This window comes from Massilia sp. Bi118, assembly GCF_918697865.1.
In the GTDB taxonomy this organism is placed as follows: domain Bacteria; phylum Pseudomonadota; class Gammaproteobacteria; order Burkholderiales; family Burkholderiaceae_D; genus Telluria.
The window spans coordinates 403,995-418,417 of record NZ_CAKKMV010000003.1 but is presented as its reverse complement, the minus strand read 5'-3'; the positions used below and the strand labels follow the sequence as shown (position 1 = coordinate 418,417).

The window sequence follows — 14,423 nt, the reverse complement described above, 5'->3', positions numbered from 1 at the left end:
AATTACATGCAGGATGCGTAGCGGGGGCGGCGACTACGCCGGCGTCATGGCAAGGCTGTAAAATAGTCCCTTTAGCACATCGACTTTTTCACACCATGACCGTTCGCACCCGTTTCGCTCCCAGCCCGACCGGCTATCTCCACCTCGGCGGCGCCCGCACCGCGCTGTATTCGTGGGCCTATGCCCGCCACTTCGGCGGCACCTTCATCCTGCGCATCGAAGACACCGACCTGGAGCGTTCGACCCCGGAGGCGGTGCAGGCGATCCTGGACGGCATGAAGTGGCTGGGCCTGGAGCACGACGAAGGCCCGTTCTACCAGATGCAGCGCATGGACCGCTACCGCGAGGTCATCAAGACCATGCTGGACGCCGGCACCGCCTACCTGTGCTACTGCACCCCGGAAGAAGTCGAGGCGATGCGCGAGCGCATGCGCGCGGCCGGCGAGAAGCCGCGCTACGACGGCACCTGGCGTCCGGAAGAGGGCAAGCAGCTCCCGGAAGTTCCGGCGGACATCAAGCCGGTGGTCCGTTTCAAGAACCCGGAGGGCGGCGAAGTCACCTGGCACGACGTGGTCAAGGGTCCCATCACCATCGGCAACAAGGAACTCGACGACCTGATCATCGCGCGCGGCGACGGCACCCCGACCTACAACTTCTGCGTTGCGGTGGATGACTGGGACATGAAGATCACCCACGTGCTGCGCGGCGACGATCACGTGAACAACACGCCGCGCCAGATCAACATCCTGCGCGCGCTGGGCGCGGAACTGCCGCAGTACGGCCACCTGCCGATGATTCTCGGTCCGGACGGCCAGAAACTGTCGAAGCGTCACGGCGCAGTCAGCGTGATGCAGTATCCGGAGCAGGGCTTCCTGCCGGAGGCGATGCTGAATTACCTGGCGCGCCTGGGCTGGAGCCACGGCGACGACGAGATCTTCTCGATGCAGCAGTTCACCGAGTGGTTCAACCTCGAGCACCTGACCGCGTCGGCGGCCCAGTTCAACCCGGAAAAGCTGGCCTGGCTGAACAGCCACTATATCAAGCAGTCCGACAACGAGCGTCTGGCCGCGCTGGCGCGTCCGATCATGGAGCGCGAGGGCGCCCAGTTCGACGGCGCGCCCGATCTGGGCACGGTGCTGGGCCTGATGAAGGAACGCACCAACACCATCAACGAACTCGCCGATGCGGCGATGCTGTTCTTCCGCACGCCGAATCCCGATGCTGCGCTGCTGGCCCAGCACCTGACCGACGCCGTGCGCCCGGCGCTGGCGCAGTTCGCGGAGAAGCTGCAGACGGTGGAGTGGAGCAAGCCGGCGCTGTCCGCGGCGATGAAGGAAGTGCTGGCGGCGCACGGCCTGAAGATGCCGCAGCTGGCCATGCCGCTGCGCCTGCTGGTGACCGGCCAGTTGCAGACCCCGGCCATCGACGCGGTGCTGGAACTGTTCGGCCGCGACACCGTGCTGGCACGCCTGCAAAAAGGTCTGTAATCACCCTTGTTGGCTATTTGCGAAATGCAAGTCCCTCCGCTATAATGCTCGCACTTCAGCACTGCGGGGGTATAGCTCAGCTGGGAGAGCGCTTGCATGGCATGCAAGAGGTCAGCGGTTCGATCCCGCTTACCTCCACCAAGTTCTGAAGTATAGTTAGACGAGGTCAGACCCCACCCGTGAAAATCGGGATCTGACCCCGTAGAACGAATAGTCCAGGGTCCCCATCGTCTAGAGGCCTAGGACATCACCCTTTCACGGTGAGTACCGGGGTTCGAATCCCCGTGGGGACGCCAAGGTTGTGGCAGTATCGCAAAAACGATGCTGTGAGAAGTAAACGCAGTGTGTTATGATGCTGCGTTCCCGAAACGGGGGTATAGCTCAGCTGGGAGAGCGCTTGCATGGCATGCAAGAGGTCAGCGGTTCGATCCCGCTTACCTCCACCAAGTTTCAGGAAACGGTAGTAAAGCAGTCCAGGGTCCCCATCGTCTAGAGGCCTAGGACATCACCCTTTCACGGTGAGTACCGGGGTTCGAATCCCCGTGGGGACGCCAAAGATAATTGGATGGGGTCAGATCCCACCCGAGAAATTCGGGATCTGACCCCATGAAATAAGATGGATGCACACCCAGCAGTGCGCCATCGAGGCAGTAAAAGTAGTACAAACAGTTTTAGGTCCCCATCGTCTAGAGGCCTAGGACATCACCCTTTCACGGTGAGTACCGGGGTTCGAATCCCCGTGGGGACGCCAGCATCGCAAGGAGCCGCCTTGAGCGGCTCTTTTGTTGAGTGAGGCAGTAGTAGCGCCGCACTTTTGGGGGGTATAGCTCAGCTGGGAGAGCGCTTGCATGGCATGCAAGAGGTCAGCGGTTCGATCCCGCTTACCTCCACCAAGAATTAGCAGGAAAATAGTTTTAGGTCCCCATCGTCTAGAGGCCTAGGACATCACCCTTTCACGGTGAGTACCGGGGTTCGAATCCCCGTGGGGACGCCAGTCAAAAAACCGGAGCAGACCGTCCGCGCATGCGGAAAGGTGCTCCGGTTTTTCTATTCGGCCGTATCCTTTTCAAACGATCATGCCCGCCCAATTCCCCCGCACTCTCGCGATCTTTTGCAAAGTCGTCGACAACTACGGCGACATCGGCATTTGCTGGCGCCTCGCGCGTCAATTCCACGCCGAGCATGGCATCGCGGTCACTTTATGGGTCGACGACCTCGCGAGCTTCCGCCGCATCTGGCCGCAAGTCGATACGACGGCCGAGCTGCAGGACATCGGCGGCGTCACGGTGCGCCACTGGGCCGGCCAGGACGGGCAATTCGTCCCCGCCGATATTCCGGACGTTGTGATCGAATTCTTCGGCGTCGATATCCCGCCCGGCTATATCGAGGCAATGGCCCAGTGCCAGCCGCGCCCGGTCTGGATCAATTACGAAGGCTTGAGCGCCGAGGAGTGGGTCGAAGGCTGCCACCGGCTGCCGTCCATGCATCCGCGGCTGAAACTGACGAAGCACTTCTTCTTCCCGGGTTTTAACAAGAAGACCGGCGGCCTGCTGCGCGAGCGCGGCCTGGTCGAGGAATGCGCGCGTTTCCAGGCGGATCCGGCGGCAATGGCGGCATTCCTCGGGCGTTTCGGCGTGACGGAAGAGGAAATGGCATCGCTTAAAGTCAGCCTGTTCTGTTATCCGCATGCGCCGGTCAGCGAATTGTTCACCGTGTGGGAGCAGGGCGGAACAAAGGTGACCTGCCTGGTGCCGGAAGGGGTGGCGCGCGACAAGGTGCAGGCTTTCATCGGCGCCGAGGCGCATGCCGGTGCCCGTGCGACCCGCGGCGCGCTGACGGTGCGCGTGATTCCCTTCATGCCGCAAACGGATTACGATCGCCTGCTTTGGGCCTGCGATGTCAATGTCGTGCGCGGCGAGGACTCCTGGGTGCGCGCCCAATGGGCGGCCGGGCCCTTTGTCTGGCACATTTATCCGCAAGACGAAAACTTGCATCATGTTAAACTCCGCGCGTTCCTGCAAAAGTATGCGGTGGACGCACAGAGCCTGGTCGACTTTTCCCTGCGCTGGAACGATGCGCGCGAAGGACACATGGACGGCCTGTGGACGTCCCTGCAAGCCGAACTGCCAAGCTTGACGCGCCGTGCCCGTGAGTGGGAAACGCAGATGTTGGCGAACGGCGATTTAGTGAGCAATCTGCTGAATTTCGCCCGGTCGCTAAGGGTGAGTACTTAGTTAGGCGGCCGGAAAATAACGTGGTATGATGCTCGGTTACTGCAACTCCTTTTTTGGTTAAATAATACCTATGAAACCCGCAAAAGAAATTCGTGTCGGCAACATCATCATGGTCGATGCCAAGCCTTTCATCGTGCTGCGCTCTGACGTCAACGGCTCGAGCCGCACGGGCTTCACCTACAAATGGAAGATGAAGAATCTTCTGACCAACGCTCCGCTGGAAAACGTGTTCCGCGGCGACGACAAGTTCGACGTGGTCGTGCTGGACAAGAAGCCGGTGACCTACTCGTACTTCGCCGACCCGCTGTACGTCTTCATGGACGAAGAGTACAACCAGTACGAAATCGAAGAAGAGAACCTGGGCGAGGCCATCAACTACCTGAAAGACGGTATGGAATGCGAAGCCGTGTTCTATGACGGCAAGGCGATCTCGGTCGAACTGCCGATCACCATCGCTCGCCAGATCGTCTACACCGAGCCGGCCGTCAAGGGCAACACCTCGGGTAACGTGATGAAGGAAGCCCGCCTGGAAAACGCCATCGAGTCGAAGCAGTTCACCATCCAGGTGCCGCTGTTCGTCAACCAGGACGACACCATCGAAATCGATACCCGTACCGCCGAGTACAAGAAAGTCGTGCGTAACTAAGCACTGCTTCTCGAAAAAAACGCTGCTTCGGCAGCGTTTTTTTTTGCCTGGTTTTTTTATTCAAGCGCGGCAGCGCAGGCCATCCACCAGCAGGCCCACCATCTTGCGCGTCAGGGCCGTGTCTTCGTCGGGATTCGCCTTGCACAGCGTGGCCGCCGCGCGCAGCAGTTCGTCCGCCTCGAAGCCGGGACGGATCACATTCTGCTCGACCGCCGCCTGCAGCAGGGAGGATAGGGCGGGGCGCAGGCGCGCATAGAAATAATCCGGCAGCGCCGCATAGGCCGCGTGGTCCGAATGCAGCGCATTCGACAGCCCGCGCTTGGTCAGGATGAAGTCGACGTAGCGCTGCATCCAGCGCGCCAGCGCCTCGCCAGGCTCGTGCTCGGCCGCGATACTGGCCGCGGCATCCGCGCAATCGTCGATCTGGGATTTCATCACGGCGACGATCAGGTCGGCGCGCTGCGGAAAGTGGCGGTAGACCGTGCCGACGCCGACCCCGGCCCGCTCGGCGATTTCGCGCACCGGGGCATCGACGCCCGATTGCGCGAACACTTCCATGGCTGCCTGCAGCAGCGAACGCAGATTGCGCTGGGCGTCGACCCGCTTGGCGCGCGGCGCCTCGTCCGCCGGCGATGCGGCTTCTTCCTCGTTTGACTTCGTATTCATAAAAAATATCTATCAACCGGAACGACGTTCCGGTTATAATTCGGAATCGTGTTCCGCTTTAAGGGGATGATACCATGAACCAACCGCAAGTATGCATGTTCTGCCGCTATAGAAGAAGCCGCGGCGCCGGCCAGGAGGCCTGCTGCCCGGGCGAGGAACTGTCGCGCCAGACCAAAGACGCCGCCCGCACGCCGCAAGGGATGGGCCGGGCGATTCCAGAACGCCTCCGCTCGCCGAACCTGCCGCAACATCCGGCGCGCTAGCGCTATCTAATGCCGTGTCACATGAGCAACTTTACTGTTATGCTCATGCATTATCTGACATGGAGGCTTGTATGAAGCGCAGGGATTTCGTTCGGCTGGGTGTAGGGGCGGGTGTGGCGGCAAGTGTTGCGCCGGTGGCGGGTGCGGCAAACAGCCGGGGCGGCGCGAATTCCAGTATCCTGGACGTCGGCGTCCAGGAGCAGCAGGCCCAGATGGCGTCCGGCAAGCTGAGCTCGAAATCCCTGGTGCAGCAATACCTGGCGCGCATCGCCGCCGTCGACAAGGCCGGTCCGCGCATCAACGCTGTCATCGAACTGAATCCCGACGCCCTCGCCATCGCCGAGGAACTCGACCGCGAACGCAAAGCCGGCAAGCTGCGCGGCCCGCTGCACGGTATCCCTGTCCTCATCAAGGACAATATCGCCACCGCGGACAAGATGAGCACCACGGCCGGCTCGCTCGCCCTGGCCGGGGTCCGCGCCGGCAAGGACGCCTTCGTCGCCCGGAAGCTGCGCGAAGCGGGCGCCGTCATCATCGGCAAGACCAATCTGTCCGAGTGGGCCAACATGCGCTCCACGCATTCGGTCAGCGGCTGGAGCGGCCGCGGCGGCCAGACCCGCAATCCCTATGCGCTGGACCGCAACACCAGCGGCTCCAGTTCGGGCTCGGGCGCGGCCATGGCCGCCGGGCTGGCGACGCTGGCGATCGGCACCGAGACCGACGGCTCCATCGTTTCGCCCTCGTCGACCTGCGGCATCGTCGGCATCAAGCCGACCCTGGGCCTGGTCAGCCGCAGCGGCATCATCCCGATCGCGCACTCGCAGGACACGGCAGGCCCGATGACGCGCAGCGTGGCGGATGCGGCGCTGCTGCTGGGCGCGATCGCCGGCGTCGACGCCGACGATGCGGCCACCGGCGACGGCCAGGGCAGGGCAGCCGACTACGCCGCCGCCTTGCGCGCCGATGGCTTGAAGGGCAAGCGCATCGGCGTGGCCCGCAACTTCTTCGGCAGTAGCCCGGCCATCGACGCCGTGATCGAGAAGGAGCTGGCGGTCCTGAAGGCGCAGGGCGCGATCCTGGTCGATGTGCAGGTGCCGAACGTCGACAAGTACGGCGACAGCGAGCTCGAAGTGCTGCTGGCCGAGTTCCGCCCGGACCTCGAAGCGTATTTGCGCGACTATGCGCCGCATGCGCCGGTGAAAACCATGGCAGACATCATCGCCTTCAACGAGAAGAACGCCGGCCGCGAGCTGCAGCACTTCGGCCAGGAGCACCTGGTGGCGGCGCAAAAGAAGCCCGGCCTCGACGACAAGGCCTACCGCGAAGCCCTGGCCAACAACCACCGCTATTCGCGCGAAGAGGGCATCGACAAGATCCTCAAGGACGAGAAGCTCGACGCCCTGGTCGCGCCCACCGGCGGCACCGCCTGGCTGACCGACTACATCAACGGCGACCATTACGGCGGCAGCTTCTCCTCGCCGGCCGCGGTGGCGGGCTACCCGCACGTGACGGTGCCGGCCGGTTATGTGGCCGGCCTGCCGGTCGGGATCTCCTTCGTCGGCACCGCCTGGACCGAGGCCAGCCTGATCGGCATGGCCTACGCTTACGAGCAGGCCAGCCAGCGCCGCCGCGCGCCAAGCTTCCCTGCGACGGTCAACGTCAAGGCCTGAATGGAGTGAACAATGACTGACACGAAACTAAAGCAAGCCGCCGTCGACTTCCTGCAAATGACCGCCGCCGGCCAGGTCGAGCAAGCCTTCGAGCGCCACGCCGGCCCGCAGTTCCGCCATCACAATCCCTATTTCGCGAGCGACGCGGCCTCGATCAAGGCCGGCATGCTGGAGAATGCGGGGCGCTTCCCGGAGATGGTGTTCGAGGTGCAGCGCGCCATCGCCGACGGCGCCCTGGTGGCCGTCCATTCGCGCGCGCGGATGACGCAGGACGGTCTTGATGTCGCCATCGTCCACATTCTGCGCTTCGAAGACGGACGCATCGCCGAGATGTGGGATATCGGCCAGGCCCAGCCTGAGACGATGCCCAACGAACTCGGGATGTTTTAGCTAGGGTGGGCTAGGCGCGGACCCGGCTCAGCTGCTTGCCGAGCCGCTTGCCCAGCGCCAGCAGGGTGAGCGTGGGCGGCAGGCCCCAGGGTTCCGGGATCACCGAAGCGTCGCAGACGTAGAGGCCGGGCGTGGATGTCGCCAGGCCGGCGTCCACCTGCTCGCCGATGCGCAGGCTGCCGCCCGGGTGGGCCGCGAAGTGATGGCTGGCGAAGACGTGGTGCGCGCCTGCGCGGTCGAGGATGCTGCGCGCGATCGCGATGCCACGGTCGAACTTTTCGCGGTCGGCCGGCTGCAGGGTCTTGTCGACCCAGCGCTGGCCCACGCTGCCGCCGATCCCGTCGCGGATCTTGACCATGATGCTGAGCGTGCGTCGATGCGCCAGCAGGCGGTCGACACGGCCGGCCTGCAGCGCGAAGGCCTGGTACATGGCTTGCGGCAGGGTCAGGTCGGCCAGCGCGATGCCGTCCGCGTGCCAGCTGGCGCCGGCCGCCATCGGCACTTCGGCGCCGCCGATTTCGTCTGCACTGAGGTCATCCACGCTGCCCATCACCGCCACCACGGGATCGCTGAAGAAGGCGGCCGGTTTCAAAAGCAAACCCGAAGCGCGCAGCAGGCGCGGGCTGCCGATGCCGCCGGCGGCCAGCACCACGCGGCCGGCGCGCAGTCGCTGCGTTTCGCCATCCACCACCGCTTCCACGCCGATCGCGCGGCCTTCCTCGACCAGCACCCGCGTCACGCGCGCACGCTCGCGCAGGACGGCGCCGTGGCGCAGGGCTTCGTCGACGAAATCCCGCGCCGTCCACTTGGCGCCGTAAGGGCAGCCGGTCACGCAGCGCCAGCAGCCGCTGCGGCAGGATTCGGGCCGGATAAGTTTATCGAGCCTGGCCCAGGGCAGGGCAAGGCCACGCGCGGCCGCCATGATGCGGGCCGCCATCGGGCCGACCAGATTGTCGGGCAGCGGCGCCATCGGCAGCTCGGCGCGCAATTCTGCCAGCGCCGGATCGAGGTCGATGCCATGGGCGGCGAACATCGCCTTCGGCGGCGGCGCCGCGGTGGCGAAATTGATGGTGGAGGTGCCGCCCAGCGTGATCGCGCGCACCAGCAGCGAGGCGTCGCGGTGGATGAAGGCGCCCTTGCCGGGCACGGCGGCCATTGCCGCCATCTGGCCCAGGCTGCCGCGCAGCGGGGCGGCGCTGCCCTGTTCGAGCATGGCCACCCTGGCGCCGCCGCGCGCCAGTTCACGCGCGACGCTGGCTCCGCCGGGGCCGGTGCCGACGACGATCGCATCGAAGGAAGAGCGGGGAGTGTTGGACATGCGGCATGCTAACACCGCCTATGGTCCTTGTGCGGGCAGTAACCGCCGGGTGTAAATACTGTAAATACCGACAGAAACATTTGCTTACAAATGAATTGCTAGATTTACATGTGGTCGTTCGTACCGGCTTTGTTCAGGATTTATGCTGAAGGGAATTTAACAAAAATTCTCCCATGCAATCCTCTCTCAGCTTTCGTCCCCTGAGCGCTCCGCTGCCCGACAAGGTCTTGCTGGCCTTCCGCAAGGATGCCGGCTGGAGCAACCGCGACACCTCCGCCACCAGGGACGCCGGCCAGCCGGGCAGCCTGGTCCAGTGGGTTACGGTCGAGTCGGGCAAGAAGCGCATCGCCATCGCCCGCCTGGAACTGGCGCCGCCGCAATTCTGTTTCGTTTCGGATTTGATCGTGCTGCGCGAGTGCCGTGGCCGCGGCGTCGGTGAATGGTTCATGAAGGAGATCGAGCATCACTGCCTCGACCGGGGCATCCCGCGCGTGCTGCTGCAGCCGATGGCGGACAACCGTGCTTTCTACGAAAAGCTCGACTTCGTCGCCGACCCGCTGGTCGCCGGCTTCCTGAAGAAGGAAATCCGCCCGCGCCAGCGCCGCATGCTGCCTTTCTGAGACGCCGGCTTCAGCGCTGTCCGGCAGCCTGCTTGGCCTTGGTGAAGACCGGGCCCCACAATGGGTGACCGTGTTCGCCGGGCGCCAGGTCGAAGGACGGATCGAGGCGCAGTGCGCGGTCGAAGGCCTGGCGGCAGGGCGCCGGGCGCGAAGTGACGCAATAGCTGAAGGCCAGGTACTTCAGGGCAGTCAGGCGGGTATTCATCGGCCCGCTGTTGACGTCGCGCGCGGACAGGCGCCGGATCGCGCCATTGAAATCGCCCTCGTTGTACAGGCGGATGCCTTCGCGCAGGCCGCTTTCCTTTTGCCCGTCGGGGATACCGTCTCCGTCGCGGTCGCGCGGACGGCTGGCGGCCTCGCGCGGCGGGGACACTTCGCGCTCGACCTGCGGCGCGGGCCGCGGCGCCGACGCCTTCGGATGCGAGGGCGTGCGCGGGGCCTTCTGGTCGAAAATGGGAAGCTCGGCGCAGCCGCCCAGCAGCAGGGCGCCGGCGGCGGCAAGGACAAGGATGTGGTTTCGCTGCTTGGTCATGGAATGTGGCGTGCTCACCGTCGTTCGTCGCTGAAATCGACGGCGATCTGGCCGCCGCCGCCGCTGGTGTCGACTTCGAGCACGCGGTCGTGGAAATTCGGATTGGCGATGCGGATCGTATGCTTGCCGGGCGCCAGCACGAGGCGCTTGACCGGCGGGCTGACGCCGCGGTCGACGCCGTCGACGTAGACGACGCCCCAGGGCTGGATCTGCAGGCGGTAGGTGGCGGACGGGGCGACGCCCCGACGCGTAGGCGCGGAGACGGGGCCGCGGACGGGCGCCCCCGGCATGGCGGCGGCTTGCGGGACGGCTTCCCCGGAGCCGGCTGAGGCCAGCGGTCCGGCGCTATTGCCTGGCAGCGCCGCAGCGGATGCGGACGCCTGTAGCTCGGCCTGGGCCAGCGGCGGCGGCGCCGATGCCGCGTCGCTTCTGGCCTGCTCGCCGGACTGCGGCAGGGTCAGCACGATATGGTCGTAGGAGCCGGAGTCGCGCAGCTCGGCGAACAGGGCCAGCGCGACGGCCAGCAGCAGCGCACCGCCGCCCGCCGCAATGGCCCAGCGCTGCCAGCGCGACAGGCCGCCGATGCGCGCGCTGGATGGGGCCGGCTCGCGCATGAAGGACGGCATGGCGTCGCCGGTGGCCGCGAAAGGCGAGGGCGCCTTGACGGGTATCGGCGTCGGCGTCGGCATAGACGTCGGCATTGGTGCCGGGACCGGCACCGGCATCGGGATCGACATGTCTGCACCGGCTGCCGGCACGGTCGCCGACATGACTTTTACGCCCTGTGCGGCGGTAGCGAACGGTGCGTCCAGCGGCACCGGCGTCGGGCTCGGGGCAGGCGGCGGAGTCCGAACCGGGGCCGGAATCGGCAGCGGTACGATGGCCGGCGCCACCGGCCCCAGCGACACGATGCCGAGGATGTCGCGCAGCTCGTCTATGGTCTGCGGGCGCTCGGCCGGATCGCCGGCCATGCAGCGGTCGACCGCGGTGACCAGGGAATCGCTGTAGCCTTCGAGCTTGCGGCCGCGCAGCGGGCCGGCCGGTATCAGTTCGCGGGTGATCGCAAAATGCACGACCCGCGCCAGCGCCGTCATGTCGGCCGCTTCGTCGTGCGCGCTGTCGGCGAGCTCGGTCGGCAGCATCTTGGGTTCGCCATTGCCGTGGAAGACCACGGTGTCCGGCGTGATGGCCTGGCGCGGCGCGTGCACCGCGTACTGCAGTTCGAGCGACTGCAGGATCTGGCGGAAAATCTTGCGGCACCAGACTTCGTTGACCTGCGCGGGATCGTGTTCGACGATGTCCCTGACTGTGCGGCCTTCGAGGCCCTGCTGCTCGGGTCCGATGATGAGTGTGCTGGTCATTTTGCTAACCTATATTTGTAGCAAATCATGCCAGATTTACGGGGCCGGTGCCCCGCAGTGGTCTCAACCGTGCGCGCCTGTTACGCACGGTTACAACTCAGCAGTATTAGACGTCAATAAAGCGCATCTTGAAGTTGCGGCCCTTGACCGTGCCGAACTCCGGACCGAGCGGATTGCCGCCGTTCAGGCGTTCGAAGGCCTGTTCCGCCACGCGCCGGTCCAGCGCCACGTAGCTGAAGAATTCGCCGATCTGGATCTTGCCGACCTGGTCCTTGTGCAGGCCGGCGTCGCCGGTGAGGGCGCCCAGCAGGTCGCCGGGGCGCAGCTTGTCTTTCTTGCCGCCGGCAATCGACAGGGTCATCATCGGCGCCGGGCCGTCGGGATAGCTGTCTTCGCCCAGTTCCGCCAGCGGATGCCATTCGGCCGGCGCCTGCTGGTAGTCCTCGATCAGCTTCACCCATTTCTTCTCGTTGGGCGCGGCAAGGGTCAGCGCCTGGCCACTCTCGCCGGCGCGCCCGGTGCGGCCGATGCGGTGAACGTGCACTTCCGGGTCCTTGGAAACGTCGACGTTGATCACGGCTTCCATGCCGGCGACGTCGATGCCGCGCGCGGCGACGTCGGTGGCGCACAGCACGGTGCAGCTGCGGTTGGCGAACAGGGCCAGGGTCTCGTCGCGGTCGCGCTGCTCCATCTCGCCGTACAGCGCGCGCGCCGACCAGCCGTGCTCGCGCAGGTAGTCGGCCAGTTCCTTGCAGCGTGCCTTGGTATTGCAGAACAGGATCGCGGAGGCGGGACGGAAGTGGACCAGCAGGCGCGCAGCGGCCTCGAAACGGTTGTCGAAGCCGATTTCATAGAACTGCTGGGCGATGCGGGTCGGCTCGTGACGGGTCTCGACCGCGACTTCTTCCGGATTGTTCAGGAAGCGCCCGGTGGCTTCGCGGATATCGTCCGGATAGGTGGCCGAGAACAGCAGGGTCTGGCGGTGCGAGGGGCATTCGCGCACGATGGCCGCGATGTCGTCGTAGAAGCCCATGTCGGTCATGCGGTCGGCTTCGTCCAGCACCAGGGTGCGCAGGCGCGCCAGGTCGAGGGTGCGCTTGCCGATGTGATCCTGGATGCGGCCCGGCGTGCCGACCACGATGTGGGCGCCGAATTCGAGCGAGGCGATCTGCGGGCGCATCGGCATGCCGCCGGTGAGGGTCACGATCTTGACGTTGCCGATCCCGCGCGCCAGGCGCCGCAGCTCGTTCGCCACCTGGTCGGCCAGTTCGCGCGTCGGACACAGCACCATGCCCTGCACCGCGAACAGCGCCTGGTTCAGGCGCAGCAGCATGCCGATGCCGAAAGCGGCGGTCTTGCCGCTGCCGGTCTTCGCCTGCGCAATCAGGTCGCGCCCGCCCAGTGCCAGCGGCAGGGTCGCGGCCTGGACCGGGGTCATGTCGTGGTAGCCGAGCTGGGTCAGGTTGGCGAGGAAGGGGGCGGGGAGCTGGAGGGTGGCGAAGGAGGTGTCGGACATAAGGAGACCGTGGAGTGAAGTGTGGACATAAGCACGTCGTCCCCGCGCAGGCGGGGACCCAAGTTGACTTTCGTGGCGACTCGCCGAACTTGGATTCCCGCCTGCGCGGGAACGACGATGTAGTGGTATAGCTTACGCCGCCGGCTTCCAAACCGGCAAGCCGGTCAAATCCAGATCCGGATCCGACTTCCATACCGGCAGGCCGGAGGCGTCGGTCTCGTTCAAATCCAGCAGAGGAATCTGTTCCTGCTTGAGGGTGCTGCGGCGGGTGCGCTGGGCGGGGCGCTTCGGTTCGGGAGCAAGCGCCTCGTCCGCTGCGGCCGGCTCGAAGCCCGGCAGGTCGAAGGTGGCGTTGTCTTTCTTGTCTCTCATGCGCTGCGCTGGCCCAGAAAACAAAAGCCCGGCTCAAGAGTCGGGCTTCTGTCGTACAGTATTTGGTTGCGGGGACAGGATTTGAACCTGTGACCTTCGGGTTATGAGCCCGACGAGCTGCCAGACTGCTCCACCCCGCGTCTGAGAACGCTATTGTATCGCGTCCGGGCCTGAAGTGCAAATCAGGCTATTTGTTCAGCCGATGCGGAGCCGCCACAGCGAGGTCACTTCCTGCATGCGCGCCGCCGCCAGCGGGTCGTCCGGATCGGACGCCTTCGGATGCACGGGGCGGATATCGTGGCGTCCCGCGACCGCCAGTCCGGCGCCGGCGATCCAGCCCAGCAGCTGCTCGCGCGACCGCAGGCCCAGGTGCTCGGCTAGGTCGGACAGGATCAGCCAGCCCTCGCCTCCAATCAGCAGGTGCTCCTTCAGGCCGGCCAGGAAGCCGCGCAGCATGCGGCTGTCCGGATCGTAGACCGCGTACTCGATGGCGGAACTCGGCTTGCCCGGCAGCCAGGGCGGATTGCAGACCACCAGCCCGGCGCGGCCTTCCGGGAACAGGTCGGCCTTCACCACCTCGACCTGGCCCTGCAGGCCCAGGCGCTCGATGTTCGCGCGTGCGCAGCCGAGCGCGCGCTCGTCCATATCGGTTGCAATGAGCTTTTCCACCCCGCGATGCGCCAGCACCGCCGACAACACACCGGTACCGGCGCCGATGTCGAAGGCCAGTTTGTTCGATGCGCCGGCGGGCAGGGGCGCCTGCGCGACCAGTTCCACGTATTCGCCGCGCACCGGCGAGAACACGCCGTACCACGGGTGGATGCGCTCATCCAGCACAGGAATGAAGACGCCCTTGCGGCGCCACTCGTGCGCGCCGATCACGCCCAGCAGTTCGCGCAGCGAGGCGACGAAGGTTTCCGCGCCGGGGCCATAGGCCTCAAGGCAGGCTTCGCCGACCTCGGGCGCACGGCGCAGCGGGATCGTGTAGTCGGCCTCGAAGGGAATCAGCAGCATCGCCAGCGTGCGGGCCCGCTGCAGCTGGGCCAGGCGGTGGCGGTGGAACTGTTCGGTCAGGGTCGCCGGCTTTGCCGCTGCCTTGGCGCGCCTGGCGCGTCCGCCCTTGTGCTCGATGCGGCGCACCAGCGCCTGCAGCAGCTGGCGCGCGTTCTGGAAGTCGCCGCGCCACAGCAGGCCGGTGCCTTCCAGCGCCAGGCGGTAGGCGGTGTCGGCATTCATGGTGTCGTCTGCCAGCACGACTTTCTTCGGCGCCGGCCAGCCGCTTTCCGAGCGCCAGGCCGCCGAGCGTTCCTCGCCGTTCTCGATCCAGTGGATGCGTTCGATGTTCACG

14 protein-coding genes and 8 tRNA genes are annotated in these 14,423 nt (G+C 65.5%); 14 read left to right on the top strand and 8 right to left on the bottom strand.

Features of this window, described 5'->3' with window-relative positions:
- Window positions 1-95 precede the first annotated feature (95 nt).
- From gltX to LQV39_RS06580, 10 genes are all read left to right on the top strand, one after another.
- Complete coding sequence (gene gltX / locus LQV39_RS06625) at window positions 96-1,487, top strand: glutamate--tRNA ligase (RefSeq protein WP_230021835.1); 1,392 nt, start codon at window positions 96-98, stop codon at window positions 1,485-1,487.
- Between the two features lie 65 nt (window positions 1,488-1,552).
- A tRNA-Ala gene (locus tag LQV39_RS06620) sits at window positions 1,553-1,628 on the top strand.
- Between the two features lie 79 nt (window positions 1,629-1,707).
- Window positions 1,708-1,783: transfer RNA gene (locus LQV39_RS06615), tRNA-Glu, on the top strand.
- A gap of 74 nt (window positions 1,784-1,857) precedes the next feature.
- A tRNA-Ala gene (locus tag LQV39_RS06610) sits at window positions 1,858-1,933 on the top strand.
- Between the two features lie 32 nt (window positions 1,934-1,965).
- Window positions 1,966-2,041, top strand: a tRNA-Glu gene (locus LQV39_RS06605).
- 121 nt (window positions 2,042-2,162) lie between these two features.
- Window positions 2,163-2,238, top strand: a tRNA-Glu gene (locus LQV39_RS06600).
- Window positions 2,239-2,304: 66 nt separating this feature from the next.
- A tRNA-Ala gene (locus LQV39_RS06595) sits at window positions 2,305-2,380 on the top strand.
- Window positions 2,381-2,405: 25 nt separating this feature from the next.
- Window positions 2,406-2,481, top strand: a tRNA-Glu gene (locus tag LQV39_RS06590).
- Between the two features lie 82 nt (window positions 2,482-2,563).
- Window positions 2,564-3,721 carry an elongation factor P maturation arginine rhamnosyltransferase EarP gene (earP, locus tag LQV39_RS06585; protein ID WP_230021825.1) on the top strand — a complete coding sequence of 386 codons (1,158 nt, stop codon included), beginning with the start codon at window positions 2,564-2,566 and terminating at the stop codon, window positions 3,719-3,721.
- Between the two features lie 70 nt (window positions 3,722-3,791).
- Window positions 3,792-4,367, top strand: coding sequence for an elongation factor P (locus LQV39_RS06580; RefSeq protein WP_230021815.1), 576 nt, complete (start codon window positions 3,792-3,794; stop codon window positions 4,365-4,367).
- 60 nt (window positions 4,368-4,427) lie between these two features.
- Here the strand turns inward: LQV39_RS06580 and LQV39_RS06575 are convergent, their stop codons facing one another.
- On the bottom strand, window positions 4,428-5,033 hold the full coding sequence (locus tag LQV39_RS06575) for a TetR/AcrR family transcriptional regulator (RefSeq protein WP_230021806.1): 606 nt from the start codon (window positions 5,031-5,033) through the stop codon (window positions 4,428-4,430).
- A 74-nt stretch (window positions 5,034-5,107) separates the two neighbouring features.
- Between LQV39_RS06575 and LQV39_RS06570 the strand changes: the two genes are divergently transcribed.
- From LQV39_RS06570 to LQV39_RS06560, 3 genes are all read left to right on the top strand, one after another.
- Complete coding sequence (locus tag LQV39_RS06570) at window positions 5,108-5,296, top strand: hypothetical protein (protein WP_230021804.1); 189 nt, start codon at window positions 5,108-5,110, stop codon at window positions 5,294-5,296.
- Between the two features lie 71 nt (window positions 5,297-5,367).
- Window positions 5,368-6,966, top strand: a complete 1,599-nt coding sequence (locus LQV39_RS06565; RefSeq protein WP_230021801.1) for an amidase — start codon at window positions 5,368-5,370, stop codon at window positions 6,964-6,966.
- A gap of 12 nt (window positions 6,967-6,978) precedes the next feature.
- Entirely contained in the window at window positions 6,979-7,356 is a 378-nt protein-coding gene (locus tag LQV39_RS06560; RefSeq protein WP_230021798.1) for a nuclear transport factor 2 family protein, read from the top strand.
- A 10-nt stretch (window positions 7,357-7,366) separates the two neighbouring features.
- Here LQV39_RS06560 and LQV39_RS06555 read toward each other — a convergent pair whose 3' ends face one another.
- The gene (locus LQV39_RS06555) at window positions 7,367-8,674 is read right to left on the bottom strand and encodes a GMC family oxidoreductase N-terminal domain-containing protein (protein WP_230021795.1); all 1,308 of its coding nucleotides are present in this window, start codon (window positions 8,672-8,674) and stop codon (window positions 7,367-7,369) included.
- Window positions 8,675-8,847: 173 nt separating this feature from the next.
- On the opposite strand from LQV39_RS06555, the gene LQV39_RS06550 reads away from it, so the two are divergent.
- Window positions 8,848-9,294: a GNAT family N-acetyltransferase gene (locus tag LQV39_RS06550; RefSeq protein ID WP_230021792.1), complete on the top strand. Its 447-nt coding sequence runs from the start codon at window positions 8,848-8,850 to the stop codon at window positions 9,292-9,294.
- A 10-nt stretch (window positions 9,295-9,304) separates the two neighbouring features.
- Here LQV39_RS06550 and LQV39_RS06545 read toward each other — a convergent pair whose 3' ends face one another.
- From LQV39_RS06545 to LQV39_RS06520, 6 genes are all read right to left on the bottom strand, one after another.
- Window positions 9,305-9,826, bottom strand: coding sequence for a TssQ family T6SS-associated lipoprotein (locus LQV39_RS06545; RefSeq protein ID WP_230021789.1), 522 nt, complete (start codon window positions 9,824-9,826; stop codon window positions 9,305-9,307).
- A 14-nt stretch (window positions 9,827-9,840) separates the two neighbouring features.
- On the bottom strand, window positions 9,841-11,187 hold the full coding sequence (locus LQV39_RS06540; protein ID WP_230021786.1) for a hypothetical protein: 1,347 nt from the start codon (window positions 11,185-11,187) through the stop codon (window positions 9,841-9,843).
- A gap of 106 nt (window positions 11,188-11,293) precedes the next feature.
- Entirely contained in the window at window positions 11,294-12,703 is a 1,410-nt protein-coding gene (gene dbpA, locus LQV39_RS06535; RefSeq protein ID WP_230021784.1) for an ATP-dependent RNA helicase DbpA, read from the bottom strand.
- A 132-nt stretch (window positions 12,704-12,835) separates the two neighbouring features.
- Window positions 12,836-13,075: a hypothetical protein gene (locus tag LQV39_RS06530; protein WP_230021783.1), complete on the bottom strand. Its 240-nt coding sequence runs from the start codon at window positions 13,073-13,075 to the stop codon at window positions 12,836-12,838.
- Between the two features lie 63 nt (window positions 13,076-13,138).
- Window positions 13,139-13,215, bottom strand: a tRNA-Met gene (locus LQV39_RS06525).
- 55 nt (window positions 13,216-13,270) lie between these two features.
- Complete coding sequence (locus LQV39_RS06520; protein WP_230021781.1) at window positions 13,271-14,422, bottom strand: class I SAM-dependent methyltransferase; 1,152 nt, start codon at window positions 14,420-14,422, stop codon at window positions 13,271-13,273.
- Window position 14,423: the final 1 nt, after the last annotated feature.

Bases quoted from the DNA above. Each gene is read 5' to 3' on its own strand.
- gltX (WP_230021835.1), top strand. From the start codon at position 96: ATGACCGTTCGCACCCGTTTCGCTCCCAGCCCGACCGGCTATCTCCAC.
- LQV39_RS06550 (WP_230021792.1), top strand. From the start codon at position 8,848: ATGCAATCCTCTCTCAGCTTTCGTCCCCTGAGCGCTCCGCTGCCCGAC.
- LQV39_RS06560 (WP_230021798.1), top strand. From the start codon at position 6,979: ATGACTGACACGAAACTAAAGCAAGCCGCCGTCGACTTCCTGCAAATG.
- LQV39_RS06565 (WP_230021801.1), top strand. From the start codon at position 5,368: ATGAAGCGCAGGGATTTCGTTCGGCTGGGTGTAGGGGCGGGTGTGGCG.
- LQV39_RS06580 (WP_230021815.1), top strand. From the start codon at position 3,792: ATGAAACCCGCAAAAGAAATTCGTGTCGGCAACATCATCATGGTCGAT.
- LQV39_RS06545 (WP_230021789.1), bottom strand. From the start codon at position 9,826: ATGACCAAGCAGCGAAACCACATCCTTGTCCTTGCCGCCGCCGGCGCC.
- LQV39_RS06555 (WP_230021795.1), bottom strand. From the start codon at position 8,674: ATGTCCAACACTCCCCGCTCTTCCTTCGATGCGATCGTCGTCGGCACC.
- LQV39_RS06540 (WP_230021786.1), bottom strand. From the start codon at position 11,187: ATGACCAGCACACTCATCATCGGACCCGAGCAGCAGGGCCTCGAAGGC.
- earP (WP_230021825.1), top strand. From the start codon at position 2,564: ATGCCCGCCCAATTCCCCCGCACTCTCGCGATCTTTTGCAAAGTCGTC.
- LQV39_RS06570 (WP_230021804.1), top strand. From the start codon at position 5,108: ATGAACCAACCGCAAGTATGCATGTTCTGCCGCTATAGAAGAAGCCGC.
- dbpA (WP_230021784.1), bottom strand. From the start codon at position 12,703: ATGTCCGACACCTCCTTCGCCACCCTCCAGCTCCCCGCCCCCTTCCTC.
- LQV39_RS06575 (WP_230021806.1), bottom strand. From the start codon at position 5,033: ATGAATACGAAGTCAAACGAGGAAGAAGCCGCATCGCCGGCGGACGAG.
- LQV39_RS06530 (WP_230021783.1), bottom strand. From the start codon at position 13,075: ATGAGAGACAAGAAAGACAACGCCACCTTCGACCTGCCGGGCTTCGAG.